This is a genomic window from Rhodococcus gordoniae (assembly GCF_001646655.1).
GTDB lineage: Bacteria > Actinomycetota > Actinomycetes > Mycobacteriales > Mycobacteriaceae > Rhodococcus > Rhodococcus gordoniae.
Genome location: NZ_LPZN01000027.1, coordinates 1 through 23,499 on the forward strand (window position 1 = coordinate 1; position 23,499 = coordinate 23,499).

The window sequence follows — 23,499 nt, forward strand, 5'->3', positions numbered from 1 at the left end:
TCGGCACCTCCGTCGGCTCCTCCGTCGGCTCCTCCGTCGGCTCCTCCGTCGGCACCTCCGTCGGCTCCGCCGTCGGCACCTCCGTCGTGAACGCCCGGGACGCCCGCTGCGCCGCCGTCCGCCGGCCCTTCCCGTCCTTCCTCTTTACTGGGATCCTGCGGTGAATCGGTCATGCTTCCTCCCGAGATCGAAAGGCTTGGGAACAGGGGCGTTATCGGCGCCGAAGCCCCGTGCCGGTCCATCGTTAGGCCGATTTCAGCTTATCCGCGCGGGTCAGCGGACATGTGAAATTCGAGATCACCGAATCGTTGCCCCAGGGGTTGTACTCACGACCTCAGTACTGTCGCGTCGTATAGGGGCAATCGAGGCGTCGGCCGCTGATTTTCGGGTACACGTAAGCATGGCTGACGAGAATGCCGATGCGTCCAGGTTCGATCCGCAGAACCCCGATCCCGCGAATACTCCAGGTCTCGAACCCGGAGGAGGCGTGGCGCCCGGAGATACTCCGCCCGCCGAGACCGCTGTGGGTGGTCCGCAACATGAGCCGCCGCAACGTCGCAGTGTCGGTGCTCTCGTTGCTATCGCGATTGCAGTGATCGTCGTGCTGGTGGTTGCTGTCGGGCTGATCGTCCGAGCGATCGGCCTGTTCTGAACGGTCGAAGACGCGAGGGGCGAGCGTATCCAGGAGTGAAGTTCTCTATCGGAGTCGAGCTATCTGCGTGTAGGCCTACGAGTCGACCTCGTGGTGCTTACCGCCGACTGCGAGTCGCATCGTCCGTGTCCCTCCTCGAGCGACCGAACGGAACGGGATAACCGGAGCACGACGGGGGTACTCGACCGATATGACAACCAGCTCGAGAGGCCCAGGCGATTCGAATTCCGACTTCTCGCCTTCCGCGCGCCGCAGCGACGTTCCGGTTCCCCCGTCGGGCACGACACCCGATCCGGACGCGGTCGCCGGACTGCATCCTGACCTTGCCCGTGGCAAAGGCATCCGGGGGACTCGTACCGGGGCCCTGTGGACCGCTCTGATACTCGGTGTCCTCATTCTGCTGTTGCTGTTGGTATTCATCCTGCAAAATCTCGACAGCATCACCCTCGAACTCTTCGGGTGGGACTTCTCGTTGCCGCTGGGCGTGGCATTGCTGTTCGCGGCGATCGCCGGAGCGGCGATCGTCGGAATCGCGGGCGGTCTGCGGATCCTGCAGCTCCGCCACGCTGCCAACCGGCAGCGCACGCTCGGCACCGGCCGATGACGGACCCCGGTTACCGCACCTCCGTGGTGTGCTGTCCCGGTCGCGTCGTCGTCACAGTGATGACGGGTGATATCGGCGGCGAGTGAACACGCGGCCGACGCATCGATACCGATCGCCGCGGCAAGCACACCGACGAGGCCGCCGGCACGGTTTGAGGCCGCCCGCACGGTATGCGGCGCGTCCGTCACCTGTTCGGCGCAGTTCTCGAACCGGCGACTGCTTTGTGGATCACCACGCAACACCGGTCCGGTCTCGGTTCCAGTTCGGCATGCGCATGGGGTTCGCTGCTACCGGCGATCAAACCCTCGATCAGGTGCAGATTCAACCCGCACACCACATCCAGATGGTCTCGGGCGACGAGGTGAAAGGGGCAGTTGCGGAGGTCGATACCGCCGTCGGCATCGGCGCGGGGCAGATAGCCGCAGCCGCCCAGCGTCTCCAGAAGATCACCCCCCGCGGCGGCGACGACGCGCCGTCCGGCATCGTGTGCGACCTCGTGCCGGGTGTGGCCTTCCCGGGGGAGGGGTACGCAATCGTCATGAGCACAATCACGGAAGCCGTCGATGTCGATGTACCGATCCGGGTCGCGTACAACCAGTGGACGCAGTTCGAATCGTTTCCCCATTTCATGGGAGGGTTCGAGAGATCCGGCAACTCGACGACACACATGTCCATTGGGTGATCGATATCGCAGGTCAGGTCCGCGAGTTCGATGCCACCATCACCGAGCAACATCCGGACGAGCGGGTGGCGTGGACCTCGGACTCGGGACCCAACCACGCGGGAGTGATCACGTTCCATCGTCTCGCCGACGAGAAGACCCGAGTGACAGCCCAAATGGATGTCGACCCTGAGGGATTCGTCGAGAATGTCGCCGACAAGCTCGGTGTTCTCGGCAACCGGGTCAAGAACGACATGAAGAAGTTCAAGGAGTTCATCGAGCAGAGCGGACACGAGACCGGTGGGTGGCGCGGGGACGTGGACCGACCCACTCCTCGAGGACCGGTAGGGCGGACGGAGCTGTTGTCGGACATACCCCGGATGTGACACGAGAGGGTGCCGACCCGAGAAGTTCGGGTCGGCACCCTCTCGGTGGGGCGACAGGTGTGTCCGCTCACCCGCTACGGTATCGGTACCGACTGCAGGTCGGACACGCGTCACGGGTTCGCGGGGTCGACAGCGCTTCCGCCGTAACGACCGTCAGGAAGGTGTTGTGGTCCGCAGCCGGCGGCGCAGTAATTTACCCGTTGCCGTCTTGGGGATGTCGGGAATGATCTCGACGAAGCGTGGGCACTTGTAGGCGGCCAGCCGTTTCTTCGTGAATGCGATCAGTTGCTCGGGCGTGACGGTGGTTCCGGGCCGGAGGCTGACGAAGGCCTTGACCGTCTCTCCGCGGTATTCGTCGGGTACACCGACCACTGCGGCTTCGCGAACGGCGTCGTGTTCGTAGAGCACGTCCTCGACCTCGCGAGGCCATACCTTGTAGCCACTGGCGTTGATCTGGTCCTTCTTGCGGTCGATGATGTAGAACCAGCCGTCGCTGTCCATGTAGCCCACGTCGCCGGTGTGCAGCACTCCGTCCGGGATCGAGTTCGCGGTGGCCTCGGGCTTGTTCCAATAACCCGCCACCACCTGCGGCCCCGCGGTCACGAGCTCCCCGACCTCACCGGGGGGAAGGTGGTTGCCGTTGTCGTCGACGATCCGCACGACGGTGTCGTAGACCGGCACGCCCACGGAGGTCGCTCCGGTCAGCTCGTCGACCGGTGCCCGCCTGCCGAGCGGCACCGCGTGCGACGGGGAGGTCGTCTCGGTGAGACCGTAGATGTTGTGGATGTAGTGACCGAATCTCTCCTCGAACGCCGCGATGGTGCTCGGTGGGATCGGTGCTCCGCCGGAGTAGATCTTGGTCAGGCTCGCCAGGGCCTCCTTGCTCGCGTTCGGGGCGTTCATCAATGCGATGAACACCGTGATCGATCCGACGGTGAACGTGGCGCGTTGCTTCTCGATCGTGTCGATGGCGTCGGCCGGATCCATGCGGTGCATCAGCACCAGGGGTGCACCGGTCAGCAGCGACAAGGCGATGTGGCCGACGAGTCCGGTGATGTGGAACAGCGGCGCGACGCCGAGGACGACGTCGTCGGGGCCGATGTCGATCCAGTCCCGGTAGGTCTGCGCGTTGAACGCCACGTTGCGGTGGGTGGTCATCGCGCCCTTCGGCGGGCCGGTGGTCCCGGAGGTGTACGTCAGGAAAGCGACCGTGTCGGGGCCGATCTCGGCAGGGGGGACGCTCTTACCCCGGAAGGCCGCGAGCATCTCCGCCATGTCCGTGGTGCCCGCACACTCGATGCGTTGGACGCCGGCGAGGGTGCCACTGTTCGCACTCTGGTACTCCAACTCGGACGTGGTGATCAGGGTGCGCACGTCGGTCGACTCGACGGCCTTCGCTGCCACGTCGATGTACAGCGACTGCAGCGCCACCAGGACCGTCGCACCGGAGTCGTGCAGGATCTCCTCGAGTTCGCGTTCGCGGTACATCGGGTTGGCGGACACGGCGATACCGCCGGCCTTCCACGTTCCGACCTGAGCGATGACGAACTGGGGCACGTTCTGTGCATAGATCGCGACTCGTTCGCCCGGACGGAACCCGGCGTCGAGGATGCCGGCGGCGAATGCATCGCTCAGTTCGTCGAGTTCGCCTGCGGTGATTCGGCCGTCGAAGTAACGGATGACGTCGGCGTCCGGATTGCGTTCGACGGTCGCCCGGAACATCGCCAGGGCATTGTCGAACTCGATCGTTCGTGGTTCCCGCTGCGCAGCGTCGTACTGCGACAACCACACCTTGTCGTCGTAGATGCTCATGGTTCGCCTCAGCGGATGACGATGGGGTTCACCGGGGCGCCGGTGCCGTTGACGATCTTCAGTGGCGCGGCGGTGTAGAGGAAGCTCCATCGACCGTCGGCGGCGCAGGCGTCGGCGAGATCATCGAGCCAGGCGATCTCCGTCAGAGTGACACCGAGATTGCGCATCAGGGCACAGTGCAGCGGCAATGCGACGCCGCTCTGCGGGTCGTAGGTCACCTCGTTGGCGATCGTGTCGGTCACCAGGTTCGGGATCTCCTTGTCCTGGAACCACTCGACGAGTTCGGGGGAATAGGTCAGGCCGGGTTCGCAGAATCCGTCGTAGAACTGTTCGGGGTTGTTCAGCTCGTACCAGTACTTGAGCCATCCGGTGCGGATGATCAGGATGTCGTGCGGTTCGATGGTCACGCCCTGGGCGGTCGCCGCTTCTTCGAGGTCGCGGTGGTCGAATGTCTCACCCTTGTCGAGATAGGACTTGCCGCGATGCCGGGCCATATCGATGAGAACGCCGCGGCCGACGATCCCTTTCTCCGCGATCGGGAGGACGGAGGCCTTCTCCATTCCTCCGACGGTGCTGCGTGCGTCGTATCCGTTCCACAGTTTGCCGTCGTACCAGACGTGTCCGAGCGCGTCGTACTGGGTCGATCCCTGAAGGAAGACCAGTGCGGTGTCGTCGGCGTAGTGCAGGCCGCCGGGGAAGGCCGGTGCACCGTCACCGTCCCAGGAGCTCTCGTCGAGCACGTTCTGCCGCTTGATGCCTTCGCGACCCGGCCAGAGCGGGTCGCCGGGGCTCTCGGCGCGTCCCATATGAATCTGCAGGGTGAAGGTCTCGCCGGACTCGACGTGCCGCACCCCGCGCAGCACTTCGCTCGCGTCGAGGTAGTTCAGGGCGCCCAACTCGTCGTCGGGTCCCCACTTGCCCCAATTGCTCGGCGCGTTCTCTCCGAGCAGTTCACGCATCGCGGGAGCGTCGACCTCGGTCATGTTGTCCTCCATCGGGTAAACAGCGGGAGCGAGCACACGCTCGGTAAGTCTATGGTGCACGTCACACCTGCCGACGTCAACGTTTCGATGTGCTCGCGAAAATGCCTGCGGGGCAGCCGTGGAAGTGGATACGCTGCCCGAGGCGGTCGAGGATCGTGTATGCAGTGTTCAGCTATTCCAAACACGGGAGTGGTCGGTGGGCGCGGTTTCGGTCGACAGGTCGGCATCGGTCGGGGCAGGTCTGCGTCGGGTACGGATGGCGCGCGGCATGACGCTGCGGGGCTTGGCTCAGCGCATCGACGTCAGTCCGGCCACGCTGAGTCAGATCGAGAACGACAAGACCGGACTGACCGTCGATCGCCTGAACCGCATCGCCGACGCACTCGGGGTGAGGCCGGCGGAGATCCTCGAAGCCGGTCGGGCGGCGCTCGCGACACCGGTAGTGGAGCCGGGCGCCCCCCCTGCGATTCGTTCGGACCCAGCCGGGCAGGCCCAAGCACGCCGGCAGTGGCGCGAGTACGAACCGTTGTCGCTGGCGCCTGTGGTCCAGGCAGCGCTCGAGGAGATCCTCGCCGTGGGTTACCACGGCACGAGCATGCGTGAAATCTCCAATCGTTGTGGATTGTCGGTTCCCGGGATCTACAACTACTTCACCGGCAAGCAGGACATCCTGATGACGATCTATCAGGTGACGATGGACGACCTCGAGCAACGCACACGCGGGGCGCTCACCGAAGGCGCCGGCCGAGATCCCGTCACGGTCTTCACGCTGTTGATCGAGAACCTGGCCCTCTACCACACGCACCGCCGTGAACTCGGGTTCATCGGCACCAGTGAGATGCGTGCTCTCACACCGGAGAACCGGCAGATCATTGCCGGCAAGAGGAACTGGCAGCAGGCGGTCGTGGACGAGAAGGTACTGGCCGCCGTACGCGCCGGATCGTTCCGGGTCCGCAACCCCGAGGACGCCGCTCGCGCAGTGGTCTCGATGTGCACCGCCCTCCCCACCTGGTGGCGACCGGGAGGCCGGATGAGCCCGGAAGAGGTAGCAGACCTGTATGTGGAGTACGCCCTCGATCTCATGCAATACCGGGGCGCCGATCTCGCCCGCGGACCCTGACGGAACAACGAGCCGCCCATGACATCCCTTTCACGGCCCTTCGAGAAAGAACTCACATGACCGACGTAGCCGACAGCATGCTCACCGCGCAGACGAATACCGAATCGCTGGACCTCCGGCCCTCGCCCAGGGCACTCGAACTCGAGCAGATGCTGGTGGATTTCATGCACAGCCACGTGTTCCCTGCCGAACACGAGTACGAGACCTACCGCCGCAACGTCGGTCCCGACGACCACACCGTTCCACCCGTCATCGAAACCCTCAAGGACGAGGCCCGCAGGCGCGGCCTGTGGAATCTGTTCCTACCCTCCGAATCCGGCATCGGACAGCTGGACTATGCAGGACTCGCCGAGATCACCGGCTGGAGCCTGCATCTCGCACCCGAAGCCATCAACGGGCAAGCGCCCGACACGGGCAACATGGAACTGCTCCACCTGTTCGGTACCGATGAACAGAAAAAGCAGTGGCTCGACCCCTTGCTGAACGGGAAGATCCGGTCGGCCTTCTCCATGACCGAGATCGCCGTGGCCAGTTCCGACGCGACCAACATCGAGACCAGCATCGAGCGCGACGGCGACAGCTACGTCATCAACGGCCGCAAATGGTGGACCAGTGGCGCTGCGGACCCCCGATGCACCCTGCTGATCGTCATGGGAAAGACGGACCCCTCTGCCGACACCCACCGTCAGCAGTCCATGATCCTGGTGCCGATCGACACTCCCGGCGTCACGATCGTCCGCGACCTGCCGGTGTTCGGACGACACGACCAGCACGGGCACTGCGAAGTCGTCTACGACGACGTGCGCGTTTCCGCCGAGAATCTCCTCGGGGAGGAGGGCGGTGGGTTCGCCATGGCGCAGGCGCGTCTCGGACCCGGCCGCATCCACCACTGCATGCGCGCTCTCGGCGCCGCAGAACGGGCCCTGGCGCTGATGACCACCCGCGCCCAGGATCGTGTCGCCTTCGGCAAGACTCTGGCCGAGCAGGGTGTCGTCCAGCACCAGATCGCCGAATCGCGCGTCGCGATCGAACAGGCCCGGCTGCTGTGTCGTCTTGCAGCCAAGACCATCGATGAACACGGCAACAAGGCCGCAGCCCCCTACGTGTCCGCGGCGAAGATCGCGGTGCCGCGCATGACCCTCGCGGTGATCGACCGAGCGATCCAGGTGTACGGCGGCGCCGGTATCAGCGACGACGTTCCCCTTGCCGCGATGTACGGCTGGCACCGCGCGATGCGCATCTACGACGGCCCCGACGAAGTACACCTGCGCACGATCGCCAAGAACGAACTGCGCAGATATGCGAGGTAACTTCCGGGCCGAGGGAGTAACGCCCGCGTGAGCGATGAGCTCGGTTCCGGCCGGCGGAGGAACTTTCACGTCATGCGAACCGGGAAGACGACACTCGAGCCGTTGCCCGAGGAGTGGATGGTTCAGGTCGACAGTCGGGGACCGATACCACGATCGACCAGGCTGCGCTGCCGATAACGCCGTTCAGCGTAGGCCAGATCGTCACGCCACAGTCGGGTCGCGGCCCTACGGAGTACTGGTGAGAGGGCACGGTGAGCACGGCGTGCAACGGCGAAGCCGCGCCGGGGAGAGTCGGCGAGGACAGCCTCGATGACACAGGTGCGCGGATGTCCGTCGGCTCCGACGCCCAGGGGTGTGGTGTGAGTTTCGACGACACTGCCGGTGCCTTCACCGTCGATGATGCGCATGACGACGGTACGAGGTTCCGGACTGGTGAACTCGGCCTTCACCGCGACGCCGAGCCCGCCGCCGACGCGGAAGGTCACAGCGACAACGAATCGGTCGCCGGTGTCGTCGGTGCGGTGGCGGCTGGGCGCGTCGAGGACCTCCAGGTGGGTGAAGGAATAGGGATGGAACCACGCGCCGTGCCACGGATCGAGTCGGTTGGCGATGATGTCGGCCGGTTCACAGATTCCGGTGAGGGTCGCTACGGCCGCCAGGTGGGTACGGGCCGGCGGTCGTGGCGGGATGACCGGCGCGTCCAGTGGGGGTTCGTTGCCGATGTGGTCGAGACGGACCCAAGCCAGGACGCCGTCGTCGTGACTGGGAAACGGGGTCCACCCGTGCCCGGCGTCGGGGCCCAGGCGTAGTCCGTGCCAACGGCACACCAGGTTGTCGCAGTCGAGGACTGCCGAGGCCAGAGGCGCGCCGAGGTGGGGGCAGGCGCCGGGCCCGACATGAAGTTGTTGCCGAGAGTCGCGCCAGGCGACGAGTTCGACGCCGGCGACGGAGGCGGCCAGCGGGCGATCGGTACGGATGGCGTCGCCGGCGGCGAAGACGTACCAGTTGCCGGAGGGTCGTTGTTGTGCTCGATCGAGGATCGCGGTGATCACGCGGGGGTCGGCATCCTGGTAGGTGGGTTGTTGCCGCGCCCAGGAGGTCGGTGGGATCGGTTGCAGCGGCCACGTCCGAGGCCACCGTCGGTACATCGGTTCCGGAATGCTCATGGCTAGCGGCTTTCTCGAGCGGCCAGTCGTCGGAGCAGCGCCGATCGGCCTTGGGTGGGCACGGTGTACAGGTCGTGGCCGCTCACGCCCCAGTGGGTGAGCAGGTGGTTGGCTGCCGACCATCCGGTGGTGGCGGCCCGTTCCATCAACGCCACCGGTAGGTCGATACGGATTCCGTCCCCGGCCAGCACCAATCCGCGGTGTGGGGTGTCCACGGTGGGCCGGGAGGCGAAGTCTCCGGGGCCGAGTCGAGGGCAGTCGCGTCGGTACTGCAGGCGTTCGCCGAGAATACGGGCGTCCGCGGTTTCCGGATACAGGGCGTGCAGTCGCGCCGACATCTGCTGTCGCAGTGCGACCCGGTCCGGGTCGACGGTCGCGGTCTCGGGCAGGGCGTAGGCGTGCAGTTCGATCACCGATCCGCCGTGGCGATGAGCCCAGTGGCGGGCTCGGTCCTCGTAGCGGTTGACGACACTGATGTTGTCGAGCGGATGCAGGCTGCCGGTCCCCAGAAATGCCGGGCGGTCTTCGTCGACGGGCCGGTCGAGCCAGAGTCGCTGTACCAGGAATGCGGGCGCGGTGCCCAGGTGTTCGATTCGAGTCCGCCAGGCCGCGTCGCCGAGGGTGGGTGAGGCTGCCACGATACGGCCGAGCGCGCCGACATCGGTGGCCAGGACTACAGCGTCGGCATCCACCCAGGTGCCGGTGGTGTCGAAGAGCCGAAATGGAGCGCCGGTGGTGGTGTCGATGGCGGCAATGGAGACACCGGTGTGGAAGCGCACGGTGCCGGTACGGGACGGGACTCGCTCGGCTGTCAGATATTCGCGTAGCGGCTCCCACAGCTCGTCGAAGTTGGTGCCGGCCACATCGAAGAGCAGGCCCTCACTCGAGCCGAGGAAATAGATGTGGAACATGGTGGCCAGCTCCGCCGCGGACATGCGCGCCGGTTCGAGGAAGAAGCTGCGCGAGAACACCTCGAAAGCCAGGTGCCGGGCGGCGGCAGGGAAGTTGATCCGTTCCAGAAACGTCTCGGCATCGAGCCGGTCGAGTCGACGATAGATGTCGGGAACCGACACCGCTGCCAGCGGCGCCGCGGCACGGGGGTCGATGCGCATCAGGTCGCGCAGGCCGAATGTGGGGCTGCGCAGCACGAAGGCGAGCGCGTTCCATGGTGGCGTGCGAGGCAGACCGCGGAAGCTGTCTCGTCGACCGTGTGCATCGATCAGGGGGTAATCGTCGAGCGGTGTCAGGAAGCGGAGTTCGGGGTCGGTGCGGCGCAACAATGCCCGCAAGTTGTAGTACTGCCGGAAGAAGGCGTGGAATCCACGATTCATCGCGACGGGGGTGCCATCGGCGAGGTGGTCTGTCCAACCTCCGACGCGTCCGCCGAGGTAACGTTCGCGCTCGACGACGTCCACGCTCACGCCCCGTTCCGCCAGGCCGGTCGCGGCCGCGAGTCCGGCGATACCGGCTCCGACGACAACTACGTGCGGGCGTGCCGGGAGCAGTGCGGCGTCGGGCAGACCCGGTGGTGCCCGGTGCCGGATACGCCGCGGATCGACATGAGTGCGGGGCGTCATCGCGATTCTGGTGTCCGTTTCCGGTCGGCGCGCCGTTGACGGCGTTGCTCCCATGCGAGCAGCACTGCAGTGACCAATGCGAATCCGAACAGGAAGTCCTCGATCGGGATATCGAGCGGGAAGCGAACACCACTGATGTGGCGGTCGTTGTAGATCACGATCGGGGCGTGGAGCTTGGTGAGCCAGCCGTCCACCGGAATCTGGAAGCCGAGCACGATGGTCATGCTCAGCCAGTAGGCGGGCCGTCGGAACAGGCCGGTACGCAGGACCACCGTCTCGGCGAGACATACAGCCAGGACCGCGATCGCTGCAGGCAGCGTGTATCCGAGACCGGTCATGACCGTTGCCGCCCGGTTCGCCGTCGACCTTGTGGTAACCGGTCCGACAGAAATTCGACGGCGCCGTAGGTGAGCAGTCCACACAACGGAATCACGACGAAGAACAAGACTTCCTCGACCGGGAGGTGTCCCGGTAGTTCCAGCCCGGTGACGTAGCGAGGATTGAAGCTCCAGACCCCGGCGGTAACGGCCAGCACATCCCAGGCCAGGAAGATGAGTGCCACCGGCGCGACAGCTCGGACGACGCGGGCCGGCTGCCGGTAGACCCGGGCACCCCATTCGAGGGGAGCGGTCACGATCAGGCAGGCCGCCAGGACGAACACGTAATGCCAGGAATCCATCTCACACTCCGCTCAGGGTGAAGGAGTCGATGCAGCTCGCGTTCAGCAGGGGCATCTCGGCCGACCGGCGGACTCCTGATCGCCGGGAGCGTCGCAACCGAGCACGGTTCGGACCATGATTTCAGCGCTACTCCGTCATTCTGCGGACGCGTGTCGACAACGCATCCGCGAATACAGCCAATCACGACATCGGTCCGGTCATGCCCGAATGGCGCAGAAAAGCACAGGGAGAGACACCGCAGTCGATCGGTGAGTAGATATCGGTGGCCCCGTCGATCAGCGACGATCGCCGGCGCGCGATCCGCCGAATGTCCGGTCAGGCCACGTCAGGAGCTCGGCGTGCCTGTCTGTCTGCGCGCCGTCGAGGTGGAGCTTCTACCGAGCCGCGACCGCTGTTCGCCGTCCGAGATCGAGTGCGTCGGTCACGAGGGCTACACCGATGCCCAACATCCACACGTCCTTGGCCACGGCGGTGCCGTCCTGGGTGGGTCGGATCGAGCCGTGCTCGTGCATGCCGGGGGTCTTCCAGTACATGGTCAGTAATCCACCACTGAAGGCCGCGAGTGCGGCCCCAGCAAGCGCGGAGGGCACGAACGGTGCGAGCAGTGCCAGGCCGAGGGTCGTTTCGGCTGCGGAGACCGTCTTGCCGAAAGTCTCCGGACGCATCGTGCGTACAGCGGGAACAGCGTTGGCGGCCATACCCTGTAACCCGGCGGCAGCTTCGGAAGAAAGTGCTCGCTTACCGAGGCCCGAGTTGAGAATGAACGCGCCGGTTGTCAGACGCAAGGGAAGATGACTTACTCTCACAGCTTTTCTCCTCTGTGCGCAAGGTCGAACCTCGGGTCGAGCATCGGAGTACTTCGATCATCCCGCGGTCGACCGACTGACGCCACCTGTGACGTACCGCGAGTCGGCGAGGGGGACATCTTCGCTTTCGACGTACGCCACCGACCGCATCGATCCTTGTCGGCGACGGGGCCGAGTCCACGAAGGTCGGATTTCCGAAGTCGGGACGCTGGGACATGGCGGTGGCCGAATCCATGCGCCCGTACCCACCGGCCCAGTCGAGTGAGCGGTTGCTCTCGGATGGGGAGTCCGGTCCTGTTCGTAGTACGGGAGGACTCTGCCGCTCCGATTCGGGATCGCCGGTAAGGAGTGGACGAGTCATGCGCGTTGTGAGAAGACTGCCTCCTATGGTCACCGCGTTCGATTTCTCCTGGTCGCAGTTCCTCGGGTACATGCTCATCCTCGTGGGCGTTCCCACACTGTTCGGTGCGGGAATCGTGCGGTTCGCCCGGCAGTCGGAGCAGGCCTCTCTCCGCCACGCACCGGCCCGCCGAAATTCGACACGGACCCGATTCACGGGCGCCGGTCGGCTCGGACTGTGGGCGACCGGCGCAGTAGCATTCGCGCTCGGATTTCTTTCCTGCGCAGGATGGTTGACCTGGTCGGCCGAATACGACGGGAAGTTCCGAGGTCCTGGCCTCCCTGCACCGAACGAGTTCCCCACCTGGCAGGTGATCGCCTGTGGAGTGACCGTAGTGCTGGCGTGCTTCTTTGCCGCTCATCGATCTCGCTGGGCGCTGAGCGGCGGGCTCGCGGCCGCAACAGGTACGGCTGCAGGGTTCACTACCGCATTCGGCGTGGTCGCCGGCACCGATGACACCGGTCAGGCTGGAGTAGGCGTCATGTTGTCGGAGCTGGGGTGGGGCCTCGGACTATGTCTGCTGATGATTCTCCGGTCTTCTCGGATCAAAGGCGCACGTAGCAGGGCAGTAGGTAAGCCGTAGAGCCGGGTGGCGGTCGGCAGCCACGCGCGATGTCGAGATCCGAGCACCGACTCCGTCCCGGCATCGAACGGACCGGACAACACCGAAGGATGGATCCCATGACACACGTGCGACGCTTCGATCACGTGGGCCTCACCGTTTCGGACCTCGAGGTCGCGACGGCGTTCTTCGTCGGACTCGGATTCGAGGCCGAGGGCACAGGCTCTGTCCAAGGCGACTTCCCGACGACCGTCTGTGGTCTCCCCGGCACGCACTGCGAGATCGCGATGCTCCGACCGCCGGACGGTGGAGCCCGGCTCGAGCTGGCGAGCTTCATCACGCCGGGTCACCTTCCTGGCTCGCCGGCAGCAATGCCGAACGAGCTCGGGATCCGCAATGTGTCGTTCGAGGTCGAAAACCTCCAGGCGGCCGTCGACTCCGTTGCTGCGCAGGGATACGGGCTCGTCGGGGGCATCGGCGAGTACGAGAACAGCGTGCGGATGGCCTACGTGCGAGGACCAGACGGGATCATCGTCTCGCTGTTCGAACAACTCGGCTGACGCTCGCCTTCGCGGGCAGAGATCGGTGCCGAACTTTCTGAGCCGTTGGGGACACGCATCCGATGAACAGCTGACGGCTCAGCCCTTGTCGAGTGCCCTCGCTGCCTCCAGATCGGCGCGCAGAGCGCGTGATTCGGTCCTGAGTGCGGCATTCTCGGCCTGCTGTGTCCTCGTCTCGTCGCGCAGGGTGGTGATCTCATCGCGCAGCGTCGCCAGTTCGGCACGCAGTTCGTCGCCGCGCGCCCGTGCCGCGGTTTCGGCCGCCTGGGCGGTAGCAGCGGTGATGCGTGAGTCTTCGAGCCGGCTCCGCAGGTCGGATGCGCGTTCGCGCTCGGTTGTGAGTTCGGTGTCGAGACGTTCTCGGGTTGCGACCTCCCGGTCGAGAACCGCCTGCAGGCGCGTGATTTCGGCACGCAGGTCGGTGATTTCCCCGGTCGCCCGCTCGTGCTGTGCAGTGGCGTCGTCGAGTTGCCGTCGCTGCGAAGAGAGGGACTCGTCCTGCTGGGCGATCGTCGCCCGCAGCTCGCCGAGGGTCCGCGTATGTTCGGCAGCCGCAGCCTCGAACTCGTCCTTCCACCGTTGCAGCGTCGCGGCGTGCTCGTCCTTCAATCGAGTCAGCTCGGCGTTGTGCGCTTCTTCGAGTCCGCGCATCTGTTCGGCGTGAGCGGCACGGGCGTCGGCGAGTTCGGCGTCGACGGCAGCGACAGCGGCATCCGCGTTGTCGCGGTCTTCGATCGACTGGGCGAGTTGCTCGCGTAACCGCACGACCTTCGCGTCGGCGTCGGCTTTGACCTTGGCGAGTTCGGCGGCGGCCCGTGTCATCTGCGCTTCGAGAGCCTCGGCATCGGTGAGCTTGTCGACCGCGGTGGTGATCCGCTCGGCGATCGCGGCGTGCTGCTCGACGGTATTGGTGGCCAGGGCACGCAGTGCGGTGGCGGCAGCCGTCAGGGCGGAGACCGCGTCGTCGGGGCTTTCGACCACGGGTGGGGCCATGCCGACCGCTTCCTTCTTGGCGCGCTCGCGTTCGCGGTAGGCGCGCACACGGTCGGCTGCGGTGGCGTACTTCCGAGGGCGCCCTACCCGGGGCTTGGGCGAGTCGTCCGCCTGCGAGGTCGCTTCGGGTGCAGGGGGGTGCGTGTCGGTCATGGATGTCCTCGTCGTGGTGCCTCGAAGGGTCTGTTGAAGGGCATCTTACCGTATTTCGTTACATAATTACATATTAGTATTGAAACGAAACGATATGATATGAAATATTGCGAACTGGAAAAATAGCGAAAACTGATGGTTTCGTCACGGTTATTGCGATCGGATACATACGATTCGATACAAAGTCGGACGCGGCCATTGATCGTCATAATCCTCACTTATGACGATCACGCGGATCGCGACGTCGAAAACTGTGCACCCCTCCGGGCGGAGACATGGCAGGGGTCTCGGGGAGGGAGCCCATATTTGTGGCAGCGGTCACCGGATGCGCGGAGCGCACGTTGTCCACTGTCTGCCCCGGCCGGCGGATGCGATGAAAGACCGCGCGGCGCTCGGCAGTCCGCGCTCGATCGAGCGAGCACATCGAAGAAGGAGATAGTCGAATAGGCTCTGCCGCAGCGTTCCGCGCGGATGTTCTCGTCGCCGGCATCACGCAGCCGATCGAGACGGGATCGTCGTCCGGACTCGGATCTCTCCCCGCTGTGGTCGCACCGAGATCCTCCTCCTGGTGTCCCCGGATGATTCGCCGCCCTCGGTACCGGATTCGACGCGGTTGTCCGGACGAGCGGCCCTCGAGACGGCGCTCGGAACTCGCGACCTGCCGACCCGACACGGCGGACAGCTCCCGCGATAGTGGGCGGGCGGCTCCAGAGGGTCGTAGCATCGAGCACATGGTCCTCTTCTACGAGATCGCCCTCGTGATCGCGTCGGTGCTCATCGCGTGGTTCGCGGTGTACGTGCTGTACCGGCTCGTCACCGACGAATCCACCAGCCGGCACTGACAGGTCGTCGCACGGCCCGGACTCAGTGAGCCCGGGGGTATGTCGGACGCCGGTATCCACCTTGTCGAACACGTTCCGCGTGCTTTCCGGGGTGCGCAACGGTCGTGAGGGCGGACACCATGACCGGCAGTGCGTTCCGTCCCGAGCGCACCTACGACCGAGTCGATGGGGACACCTCGAGAACGTCGTGATGAGCGCTCGCACTCGTGCGGGTTCGGTGCCGCACCCCTCTCTGCCGACCACTGCTGCCACCGACGTAGTCGAAGGGACTCGTCGGTAGTGAATTCGGGTAGCGCGCTACGCGTGTACCTGCTGCTGATGGTGAGCAGCATGGTCATCGGCGGCTCGATCCGAATCGCCGACGTCCATCGCTTCTCATTCCCGAACTCGGGGACGTCGGGCACCACACCGTGGTCGCAGGGGAGACGCTCTCGGAACTGGCACGTCGCTGGTACGGCGAGGCGCAGTTGCATCCGATCATCTCGTTCCCGAACCGCATCGCCGACCCCGACCACGTCGAGGTCGGACGCGTGCTGATCCGTCCGGGACTCAATTTCCGGCACACGGTCGTCGCCGGCGACACCCTGCGGGCCCTGGCGCAACACCACTACGGGAACGCGGAGATGTTCCCGATCGTTGCGGCTGCCGATCACATCGCCGATCCGAACAAGATCACCGTCGGGCAGGTGTTGTTCTTCCCGGACCTCACCGACTTCTGACGCGGGAGATCTTCCGGTCGGCGGTGGTGTCCGGCGCAGGTCACGGAGCGACGGGGTAGTGGCTTCGGACGGCGATGCGGTTCCACGCGTTCATGACGATCGTGAGCCACGTGATCGCGGAGACCTGCTCGTCGCTCAGTGATCCGTTGTCCCACTCGTGACCGCCGGGCTCCATGGGGTGCGTGACGTCTTCGGCGAGCGCGAGCGCGGCCCGCTCCTGTTCGGTGAAGTACTGCGATTCCCACCACGCGGCAAGGACCGCGAGACGATCGGTGGTCTCGCCCTTGTCGAGCGCGTCGCGTGTGTGCATGCGCAGGCAGAACGCGCATCCGTTGAGCTGCGACGTCCGGACCTTCACCAGTTCGGCCAGCTTCGCATCGAGTCCGGCTCGCGCGACGGCCTCCTCGACCTCCTTGTTCAGGGCCAATACGCTCTTGTAGGCGGCCGGGTGCTGCTTACCGAGGTTGACATGCGCCATCGTGAATGTCCTTCCGGCGAGCGATACCGGTCGGAACGACCGGCTGCTTCATTCTGTCAGCCACGTCCGGGCCGGTGGGGGCGGATTTTTGCATTGCGACCAGAGGTCGGCCGGTCCCGGTCCGTCGAGTTCCGGGGATTCCTGCCACCGGTAGTCCATCTGTCGCGCGACCCGGCACGCCGGTTCGTGGTCGACGAGCGAGAACGGATGCAGTGCCAGATCAGCAGGACGTCGAACGGCGGTGCGGCAGCGATCGAAACATCGGTGGGGACCCGCAGGCCACTGCGTGCGCCCCGTGTTCGCCGATTCGCGTAGTGCTCTACTCGCGAGTTGCCCGTGAAGCGACGCGAAAGTGGATGTCACGCAGGGAGGGAACCATGATGACACCGTCACGCCGACACAGCGCCTTGTTCACGCTTTGCCTTGCAGTGGTTCTCGTTGGTGGGATGTCCACAATGCACGCAGCAGCACAGGAGAAGCCCGGAGTCGACGCGTGTTCGACCTGTTCGGGGCCCGACCGAGGAGAGACCGAGTCCGGTACCGAAGGAGGGACGTCGGGAAGCGATGGATCCGGTTCGAAGCGCGGTTCCGGTGGAACGGGTGGCGAAGTCGTCATTCCGCGGATCCCGATTCCTACCCTCTCGTGGCCACCCCCTCGACCCCCTACGTGGACGCCGCCGCAGTGGACTCCACCTTCATGGTCGCGGCCTTCTGTGCCGTCGTGGACACCAGAAGTGACTCCATCCCCACCGCAGCGCCTCGAATCTCTGCAGCCGCGGTCGGAACAACCAGGAGCCACCACCGTCGAGGACACAGTTGCGCCGGCCGGTCCTACCACCCCAGGGGTCGAAGCAGGCCGGAGTCGAGCACCCGACGACAGCGCGCCACCCGCGCCGCCACCCGAATCCGAAGTCGGGTCGGCGCCGCTCGCTCCACCGGCACCATCAGAGTCACCGGCACCCCCACCGCTACCGGCTCCGTCGACTGCCGATGTGGAGTCGAAGGCGGTCGTCACGGACTTCCAGGCATGGCTGCTCTTCGCCGCGGCACTGGCCGGGACGTTCCTGATGGTGCGGGTCGCGCGTGCCCACCGGCGGTACACATCGCGCCGCGACCTCGTCACCCGCTTCGAAACCCGGCTCGCCGCAACACCCGTCGTGGTCGATATGCCAGAGGATCCACTACCTACCCGCTCCATCCATCTCGAACTGAGAATCTCGAACCAGGAGGAGTCATGACCACCGTCGAGACTCACACCACCCTTCGAGCGCTGGTGTTCGACCGCGCCGACGACGCCGCTCTGACCGAGCAGATGACGTCGAACCTCCCCCGCCGGGGACTCGCGGACGGGACGCGCGGCGCGCGTCTTCCCCGGGCGGCCCTGAAGCTCGTCGAAAGTCGGATCCTGGCCACGGCCCTGAGTCTTCTCGACGACGATCCCGGCCCGCTGTTCGCGAAAGGACTCGGAGCCCTACAGGAGGTGATGGGCGCGGCTCGAGCCACCCGGGCGGACCCGGGTCGCCGGGTGGTCGCGACCATTCAGGATCCCTACCGGATCCCGGTCCGTCGCTCCGCCTACGTGGCGTTGCTCGTCGAGAACCAGGAATCGGCGCGCGTCGACTTCGATTTCGACGTCGTCTTCGCGATGGGACACACCAGCATCTCGCTTCGGCACGGCGCAGTCGACTTCATCGAGTGCGATGCCGGCGAGCTCACGGTGAGCCTGTCGCTTGCCGGCGCGGCGCCACCCTTGCTGAGTCGTAAAGCGGACTTCCCGGTGCACTGGGAGGTGCGACCACCGATTCGGGTTCCGATTCCCGAACCGGGTCCGGAGGAGCGGATTCGCTCTCGTCCGCGGCGGCGTCCCTACGGGACGTGACGCCCCTCGAGCTGTCCTCCGTCGTTCGACGGAGGACACCCCACCGAACAGGCGGCATCGAGAGAATCGATCCCGCCGGATCAGTGGGTGCGGTCGTACTCGTCCTGCGCGGCGACGATGTCGACGAGTTGCTCCTCATGCCCGGCCGCGAAGTGGAGCAGCGACCACCTCGGCACACCGACATCATCGACGCTGCGAAGACCACGAGCGTCGCGTTCATCACCGACACCTCCCTTCTGCTCGTCGCCCCCCAGCCCGTTGATCCTCGCCGGTGAACACGAGGCCACCGAGGAACGGCTCGCCGCTCCGACATCGACCACGCGTTCCTTTGCAACGGCTGGTGCCGGAAGAACTACGAGAACGGGGACACGCCGGTGTCGTCTACGAACTCGGCGGTCGGCGACCGACCCACACCGAACTGGCAGAGGTCCACTCCGGCATCGTCGGCGTGCCCGTCACCTACACGGATCTGCCGAAGGAGGAGCACTCGAGGATCCTCGAGATCGCCGGAGTGCCCGCACAGTTCGCCACCGTCCTCGCCGACTCGGACGCAGACATCGCCGTCGGTGCGCTCGACACCGACAGCGGAGATCTCGAACGACTCATCGGATGTCCCGCGCCACCGGCTGCGGAGGCGATCGGTGCCCGACAGCCGCTAATACCGCCGAGTCCGGGCGCGTGGTGGCAGGATCGGGACTCGTGAGCTCCGCGAATCTGACCCGTGCCGAAACTGCCGCCCGCGCCCGCGCACTCGACGTGCACTCCTATCGCGTCGAACTCGACCTGCGGGGCGCCGTCGATGCCCGCCGCACCGGATTTCCCACGGTCACGACGCTCGAATTCACTGCCTCGACCGACGAGGCCTGGCTCGATTTCATCGGTGATTCCGTCGAGTCGGTGACCGTCAACGGCGAGCTCGTGCCCGTCGTGTACGACGGCGCTCGGATCGCGATCGGTGGCCTGAAGGCGATCAACGTCGTCACCGTCGTCGCGACCGGCCGTTACAGCCGGTCCGGGGAGGGGCTGCACCGCTTCGTCGACCCCGTCGACGGCGAAACCTACCTCTACACCCAGTACGAGCCGGCCGACGCCCGCCGCGTCTTCGCGTGCTTCGAGCAGCCCGACCTCAAGGCGCCGTTCACGTTCGTGGTGACCGCACCGCGCCGATGGCAGGTGCTGTCGAACGAGGCCGCCGAGCGCACCGTGCAGCGCGACGACACGCAGACCGTGACGTTCGCGCCGACCCAGCCGATCTCCACCTACATCACCGCGATCGTCGCCGGTCCGTACCACCGGGTCGAGTCGTCGTGGAGCCGCGACGAGCTGACGGTGCCGCTGGGGGTGCTGTGCCGCGCCTCGCTCGCCGAGCATCTCGACGCCGACGAGATCATCGAGGTCACGCGGCAGGGCATGGACTTCTACGCCGAGCACTTCGACTATCCGTATCCGTTCGGCAAGTACGACCAGGTGTTCGTGCCCGAGTACAACCTGGGCGCGATGGAGAACCCCGGGTGCGTCACCTTCACCGAGGCCTACGTCTTCCGCGGCGCGGCGACCGCCGCCCAGCACCAGGGACGCGCGAACACGATCCTCCACGAGATGGCACACATGTGGTTCGGCGACCTGGTGACCATGAAGTGGTGGGACGACCTGTGGCTCAAGGAGTCGTTCGCCGACTTCATGGGCGCCTTCACCAGCGCCGAGGCCACCGAGTTCACCGACGCCTGGGTTGCCTTCGCGAACCGCCGCAAGGCTTGGGCGTACCTGCAGGACCAGCTGCCCACGACCCATCCGATCGTCGCCGATATCGTCGATCTCGAGGCCGCGAAGCTGAACTTCGACGGCATCACCTACGCCAAGGGTGCGAGCGTCCTCAAACAGCTCGTCGCCTACGTCGGCCGCGACGCCTTCTTCGAGGGTGCCCGCCGGTACTTCCGCACCCACGCCTTCGGGAACACCACCCTCGACGATCTGCTCGTCGAGCTGTCGAGCACCTCCGGCCGCGACCTGTCGTCGTGGGCACAGGCATGGCTGCAGACCACCGGCGTGTCCACCCTGCACCTCGAGGCGGCGGGGGACTCGTACGAGATCGTGCAGAGCGATCCGCGCCCGCACCGCCTGGCCGTCGGCTGTTACGACCCCGACGACTCCGGCGACCTCGTACGTACCCACCGCGTCGAGGTCGACCTCGCGGACGAGTGCACCCCCGTCGAGCTGCCCGAGGCGGCGCTGGTGCTGCTCAACGACGACGACCTCACCTACGCGAAGGTCCGCCTCGACGCGCGGTCGCTCGACACGGTCGAGTCCTCCCTGGACCGCGTCCGCGACCCGCTCACGCGCGGACTGCTGTGGTCGGCGCTGTGGAACGCCACTCGCGACGGTGAACTCGCCGTCGACCGCTATCTGTCCATGGCCGCCCGGTTCGCTCCGCACGAGGCCGACATCGCGCTGCTGACCGCGGTGCTCGCCAATGCGGCCCACGCCGTCGAGCACTATGTGCCCGCCGCGGGGCGGACGGATGCGCGGTGTCGGTGGCTGGACGCGGTGTGGGACGGGCTGCACGGCGCCGTACCCGGCAGCGACGCCCAGCTGGCATTCGCCCGCGCGGTCGGTGTCGCGGCGAGCGTCGACGACCGGCACGCCGCCGACCTGCGGGCGATCCTGTGCGGCAACGCCGCACCCCCGCAGGGGCTGCGCCTCGACCCCGACCTGCGGTGGAGCTGGTGGGCGGCGTTGACGACCACCGGCGACGCCGACGAGGCCGACCTCGACGAGGAACTGCGCAACGACGACACCGCCTCGGGACGCACCGCTCACCTGCGCGCGCTCGCCTCTCGTCCGCGCGCAGAGGTCAAGGCGCATGCGTGGGCGACGATCCTCGCCGATCACACTCTCACCAACGACCATCTCGATGCCACCATCGCCGGGTTCCGTGCAGGGGAGCGCCGCGACCTGATCTCCGCCTACGACACCGACTATTTCGCGGTGCTCCACGAGACCTGGAGCGGCCGCAGCATCGAGATCGCCCGCCGCATCGTCATCGGGTTGTTCCCGGCGGCCGACAGCCTCGACCCCGTCGACGCGTGGCTCGACGCCCACACCGACGCCCCGGCCGCGCTGCGGCGCCTCGTAATCGAACAACGCGACCACCTCGCCCGCGACATGCGTGTCCAGAGGATCACCACGCCGTGACGAGCCCGGATCTGCCCCGCCCCGAGGTGCCCGCGGTACCGGACACGGTCGCCCTCGCGATGCGGCGGCTGCGGGAGAAGGCGGCCTCGGAGAACACCCGCGTCGCCCAACTCGGCGACTGGACCATCTTCACCCGCTGGTGCGAACGCACCGGGCACAGTCCGATGCCGGCGACCGCCGAGCAATTGAGCTGGTTCCTCACCGAGAAGGCCGCCGAACTGCGCCCCGACGGACGCTGGGCGTACGCGCCGTCGACGCTGTCGCGGTGGGTATCGACCATCAACAAGATGCACGCGTTGGCCGGACTTCCGAAACCCGGTGGGCACGAATCGGTTCGGGATCTACTGCGTGGCATCCGGCGTGATCGGGCCGCCCCGCCGGCGCGGCGCACCCCGCTGCTCACCGACGACATCCGCACCATCCTCACCGCAATGCGCACCGACGCGGCCGACGCCGGGTGGGCCGACCGCGTCGCCGAACGCCGCGACTCGGCATTGCTGCTCATGGGACTGGCCGGTGCGCTGCGCCGCTCCGAGCTCACCGGGCTCGTCGTCTCCGACGTAATCCCGCACCGCGCCGACGGGCTGTACGTGACGGTCCGGCGGTCCAAGACCGACCGCAGCGCCCGCGGCCGCACCGTCACCCTGCCGTACGGATCGGATCCGCACACCTGCCCGGTGTGCGCGTATCGACGCTGGCGAGAGGTACTCGACGCGTGGGACGAGTCCGGACGCGACGCGGTCGTCGACCTGCTGGGCACCGCCGCGCCCGACCCGGCCGAGCACTGCTGCCGGGGCCTGGCGGCCGGGCGCCCGCAGGACGGCGACCGGCCCCTGTTCCGCCCGGTGCACCGCAGCGGCGCCGTGGGCGCGACGGCCCTGGCCGGGCAGTCCGTGCACTCGATGATCCAGCGCCGCGCCCGTCGCGCCGGGTTCAGCGACGACCTCGTCGCGACCCTCGGTGGGCACAGCCTGCGGGCCGGGTTCGTCACCCAGGCGGTGCGCGGTGGCGCGACCACACAGACGATCATGACGCAGACCGGGCACGCGGACGAACGGATGGTCGCGCTGTACAGCCGCCACCACGCCGGTCTCGTCGGCAACGCCGTCACTCGGCTCGGGCTGTAACCACGTCGCGAAAGAACTTCGGTGGATCCGACCCCGCTCAGCGGGGCCGAACCCACCCGGATCGAGCGTGAACCGACCCAGACTGTGGGCCGGCGCTCGTAGGCTGAGGCGCGACCGACACACGGACAGGAGATCGCGGTGGCACAGACGACAACGGACGCTCCGACCGTCGACGAGCTGCTCTCCGAACTCGCCGCGCTCGACGACCCGAAGATCCGTGCGGTCAACGAGAAGCACGGCGACGATCACGGCGTGAACCTCAGTGCCTTGCGTTCCGTCGCCAAGCGGGTGAAAACGCAGCACGAGCTCGCACAGCGACTCTGGGCCACCGGCGACACCGCCGCCCGCCTGCTCGCCTTGCTGATCTGCCGCCCCACTGCGTTCACCGTCGACGAGCTCGACGCGATGGTCCGCGAGACCGGCACCCCGAAGGTGCACGACTGGTTCGTCAACTACGTCGTGAAGAAGAACCCGCATGCCGAGGAGCTGCGGGCACGGTGGATGACCGACCCCGATCCGATCGTCGCGAGCGCCGGCTGGGCGCTCACCGCCGACCGCGCCGTCAAGGATGCCGACGGGCTCGACCTGTCCGGCCTGCTCGACACCATCGACGCGCAGATGCGCGACGCCCCGGAGCGTCTGCAGTGGGCGATGAACACGTGCCTGGCGCAGATCGGCATCGAACACCCCGAGCACCGCGCCCGCGCGCTCGACATCGGCGAACGCCTCGAGGTACTGAAGGACTATCCCACCTCGCCGGGCTGCACGTCGCCCTTCGCGCCGAGCTGGATCGGCGAGATGGTGCGGCGACGGGGCGAGTGAGCCCGTCGCCGGATG

The 23,499-nt window shown here is 66.5% G+C and carries 22 protein-coding genes and 2 pseudogenes; 14 read left to right on the top strand and 10 right to left on the bottom strand.

Translation table 11 applies throughout. From position 1 onward, the window contains the following. The first annotated feature begins 400 nt into the window (after positions 1-400). Together A8G18_RS12085 and A8G18_RS12090 are read left to right on the top strand one after the other, a co-directional pair. Positions 401-652 carry a DUF6480 family protein gene (locus A8G18_RS12085; RefSeq protein ID WP_016933973.1) on the top strand — a complete coding sequence of 84 codons (252 nt, stop codon included), beginning with the start codon at positions 401-403 and terminating at the stop codon, positions 650-652. Positions 653-842: 190 nt separating this feature from the next. Further along, on the top strand, positions 843-1,256 hold the full coding sequence (locus A8G18_RS12090; RefSeq protein ID WP_084421742.1) for a lipopolysaccharide assembly protein LapA domain-containing protein: 414 nt from the start codon (positions 843-845) through the stop codon (positions 1,254-1,256). Positions 1,257-1,440: 184 nt separating this feature from the next. On the opposite strand, the pseudogene A8G18_RS23410 reads toward A8G18_RS12090, so the two are convergent. Further along, a pseudogene (locus A8G18_RS23410) lies at positions 1,441-1,755 on the bottom strand (helix-turn-helix domain-containing protein); the annotation flags it as partial. A 39-nt stretch (positions 1,756-1,794) separates the two neighbouring features. Between A8G18_RS23410 and A8G18_RS12095 the strand changes: the two are divergent. Further along, positions 1,795-2,303, top strand: a pseudogene (locus A8G18_RS12095) (SRPBCC family protein). Between the two features lie 153 nt (positions 2,304-2,456). On the opposite strand, the gene A8G18_RS12100 reads toward A8G18_RS12095, so the two are convergent. Both A8G18_RS12100 and A8G18_RS12105 read right to left on the bottom strand, forming a co-directional pair. After that, a complete protein-coding gene (locus A8G18_RS12100) occupies positions 2,457-4,115 on the bottom strand; it encodes a class I adenylate-forming enzyme family protein (protein WP_064064077.1) in 1,659 nt (552 codons plus the stop codon). Between the two features lie 8 nt (positions 4,116-4,123). Then, positions 4,124-5,098 carry a cyclase family protein gene (locus tag A8G18_RS12105; RefSeq protein ID WP_064064106.1) on the bottom strand — a complete coding sequence of 325 codons (975 nt, stop codon included), beginning with the start codon at positions 5,096-5,098 and terminating at the stop codon, positions 4,124-4,126. A 241-nt stretch (positions 5,099-5,339) separates the two neighbouring features. Here A8G18_RS12105 and A8G18_RS12110 point away from each other — a divergent pair, with 241 nt between their 5' ends. After that, on the top strand, positions 5,340-6,218 hold the full coding sequence (locus A8G18_RS12110; protein ID WP_064064107.1) for a TetR-type transcription factor C-terminal domain-containing protein: 879 nt from the start codon (positions 5,340-5,342) through the stop codon (positions 6,216-6,218). A gap of 56 nt (positions 6,219-6,274) precedes the next feature. Continuing rightward, the gene (locus A8G18_RS12115; protein ID WP_064064078.1) at positions 6,275-7,528 is read left to right on the top strand and encodes an acyl-CoA dehydrogenase family protein; all 1,254 of its coding nucleotides are present in this window, start codon (positions 6,275-6,277) and stop codon (positions 7,526-7,528) included. Between the two features lie 122 nt (positions 7,529-7,650). Here A8G18_RS12115 and A8G18_RS12120 read toward each other — a convergent pair whose 3' ends face one another. The 5 genes from A8G18_RS12120 to A8G18_RS12140 form a co-directional block, all read right to left on the bottom strand. Further along, positions 7,651-8,694, bottom strand: a complete 1,044-nt coding sequence (locus tag A8G18_RS12120) for a DUF5914 domain-containing protein (RefSeq protein WP_064064079.1) — start codon at positions 8,692-8,694, stop codon at positions 7,651-7,653. Between the two features lie 2 nt (positions 8,695-8,696). Further along, entirely contained in the window at positions 8,697-10,271 is a 1,575-nt protein-coding gene (locus A8G18_RS12125) for an FAD-dependent oxidoreductase (protein ID WP_064064080.1), read from the bottom strand. Next, positions 10,268-10,609, bottom strand: coding sequence for a lycopene cyclase domain-containing protein (locus A8G18_RS12130; RefSeq protein ID WP_064064081.1), 342 nt, complete (start codon positions 10,607-10,609; stop codon positions 10,268-10,270). The genes A8G18_RS12125 and A8G18_RS12130 overlap by 4 nt, the downstream gene beginning before the upstream one ends. Beyond that, on the bottom strand, positions 10,606-10,950 hold the full coding sequence (locus tag A8G18_RS12135) for a lycopene cyclase domain-containing protein (RefSeq protein WP_064064082.1): 345 nt from the start codon (positions 10,948-10,950) through the stop codon (positions 10,606-10,608). Before A8G18_RS12135 ends, A8G18_RS12130 begins: the two co-directional genes overlap by 4 nt. A gap of 375 nt (positions 10,951-11,325) precedes the next feature. Next, complete coding sequence (locus tag A8G18_RS12140; protein ID WP_064064083.1) at positions 11,326-11,757, bottom strand: hypothetical protein; 432 nt, start codon at positions 11,755-11,757, stop codon at positions 11,326-11,328. Positions 11,758-12,838: 1,081 nt separating this feature from the next. Between A8G18_RS12140 and A8G18_RS12145 the strand changes: the two genes are divergently transcribed. Continuing rightward, on the top strand, positions 12,839-13,279 hold the full coding sequence (locus A8G18_RS12145) for a VOC family protein (protein ID WP_064064108.1): 441 nt from the start codon (positions 12,839-12,841) through the stop codon (positions 13,277-13,279). Between the two features lie 78 nt (positions 13,280-13,357). Here the strand turns inward: A8G18_RS12145 and A8G18_RS12150 are convergent, their stop codons facing one another. Beyond that, positions 13,358-14,425, bottom strand: a complete 1,068-nt coding sequence (locus tag A8G18_RS12150) for a coiled-coil domain-containing protein (RefSeq protein WP_064064084.1) — start codon at positions 14,423-14,425, stop codon at positions 13,358-13,360. A 1,252-nt stretch (positions 14,426-15,677) separates the two neighbouring features. Here A8G18_RS12150 and A8G18_RS12155 point away from each other — a divergent pair. Beyond that, a complete protein-coding gene (locus A8G18_RS12155; protein WP_245207867.1) occupies positions 15,678-15,986 on the top strand; it encodes a LysM peptidoglycan-binding domain-containing protein in 309 nt (102 codons plus the stop codon). A 40-nt stretch (positions 15,987-16,026) separates the two neighbouring features. Here A8G18_RS12155 and A8G18_RS12160 read toward each other — a convergent pair whose 3' ends face one another. Then, positions 16,027-16,464, bottom strand: coding sequence for a carboxymuconolactone decarboxylase family protein (locus A8G18_RS12160; RefSeq protein ID WP_064064085.1), 438 nt, complete (start codon positions 16,462-16,464; stop codon positions 16,027-16,029). Between the two features lie 992 nt (positions 16,465-17,456). On the opposite strand from A8G18_RS12160, the gene A8G18_RS12165 reads away from it, so the two are divergent. From A8G18_RS12165 to A8G18_RS12195, 7 genes are all read left to right on the top strand, one after another. Next, positions 17,457-17,702 (top strand): hypothetical protein, encoded by a 246-nt coding sequence (locus A8G18_RS12165; protein ID WP_064064086.1) that lies wholly within the window; start codon positions 17,457-17,459, stop codon positions 17,700-17,702. Continuing rightward, a complete protein-coding gene (locus A8G18_RS12170; RefSeq protein WP_064064087.1) occupies positions 17,699-18,343 on the top strand; it encodes a hypothetical protein in 645 nt (214 codons plus the stop codon). The genes A8G18_RS12165 and A8G18_RS12170 overlap by 4 nt, the downstream gene beginning before the upstream one ends. Positions 18,344-18,426: 83 nt before the next feature. Beyond that, the gene (locus tag A8G18_RS23415) at positions 18,427-18,618 is read left to right on the top strand and encodes a hypothetical protein (RefSeq protein ID WP_064064088.1); all 192 of its coding nucleotides are present in this window, start codon (positions 18,427-18,429) and stop codon (positions 18,616-18,618) included. A gap of 53 nt (positions 18,619-18,671) precedes the next feature. After that, positions 18,672-19,046, top strand: a complete 375-nt coding sequence (locus A8G18_RS23420; RefSeq protein WP_245207868.1) for a Rossmann-fold NAD(P)-binding domain-containing protein — start codon at positions 18,672-18,674, stop codon at positions 19,044-19,046. Next, entirely contained in the window at positions 19,043-21,535 is a 2,493-nt protein-coding gene (gene pepN, locus A8G18_RS12185) for an aminopeptidase N (protein WP_064064109.1), read from the top strand. Before A8G18_RS23420 ends, pepN begins: the two co-directional genes overlap by 4 nt. Then, positions 21,532-22,662, top strand: a complete 1,131-nt coding sequence (locus A8G18_RS12190) for a tyrosine-type recombinase/integrase (RefSeq protein WP_064064090.1) — start codon at positions 21,532-21,534, stop codon at positions 22,660-22,662. The genes pepN and A8G18_RS12190 overlap by 4 nt, the downstream gene beginning before the upstream one ends. Positions 22,663-22,800: 138 nt before the next feature. Further along, positions 22,801-23,484 (top strand): DNA alkylation repair protein, encoded by a 684-nt coding sequence (locus A8G18_RS12195; RefSeq protein ID WP_064064091.1) that lies wholly within the window; start codon positions 22,801-22,803, stop codon positions 23,482-23,484. Positions 23,485-23,499 lie beyond the last annotated feature (15 nt).

Coding starts and splice junctions, on each gene's coding strand:
- A8G18_RS12150 (WP_064064084.1), bottom strand. CDS start 14,425: ATGACCGACACGCACCCCCCTGCACCCGAAGCGACCTCGCAGGCGGAC.
- A8G18_RS12090 (WP_084421742.1), top strand. CDS start 843: ATGACAACCAGCTCGAGAGGCCCAGGCGATTCGAATTCCGACTTCTCG.
- A8G18_RS12100 (WP_064064077.1), bottom strand. CDS start 4,115: ATGAGCATCTACGACGACAAGGTGTGGTTGTCGCAGTACGACGCTGCG.
- A8G18_RS12145 (WP_064064108.1), top strand. CDS start 12,839: ATGACACACGTGCGACGCTTCGATCACGTGGGCCTCACCGTTTCGGAC.
- A8G18_RS12085 (WP_016933973.1), top strand. CDS start 401: ATGGCTGACGAGAATGCCGATGCGTCCAGGTTCGATCCGCAGAACCCC.
- A8G18_RS12160 (WP_064064085.1), bottom strand. CDS start 16,464: ATGGCGCATGTCAACCTCGGTAAGCAGCACCCGGCCGCCTACAAGAGC.
- A8G18_RS12120 (WP_064064079.1), bottom strand. CDS start 8,694: ATGAGCATTCCGGAACCGATGTACCGACGGTGGCCTCGGACGTGGCCG.
- A8G18_RS12105 (WP_064064106.1), bottom strand. CDS start 5,098: ATGACCGAGGTCGACGCTCCCGCGATGCGTGAACTGCTCGGAGAGAAC.
- A8G18_RS12170 (WP_064064087.1), top strand. CDS start 17,699: ATGACCACCGTCGAGACTCACACCACCCTTCGAGCGCTGGTGTTCGAC.
- A8G18_RS12135 (WP_064064082.1), bottom strand. CDS start 10,950: ATGGATTCCTGGCATTACGTGTTCGTCCTGGCGGCCTGCCTGATCGTG.
- A8G18_RS12125 (WP_064064080.1), bottom strand. CDS start 10,271: ATGACGCCCCGCACTCATGTCGATCCGCGGCGTATCCGGCACCGGGCA.
- A8G18_RS12130 (WP_064064081.1), bottom strand. CDS start 10,609: ATGACCGGTCTCGGATACACGCTGCCTGCAGCGATCGCGGTCCTGGCT.
- A8G18_RS12115 (WP_064064078.1), top strand. CDS start 6,275: ATGACCGACGTAGCCGACAGCATGCTCACCGCGCAGACGAATACCGAA.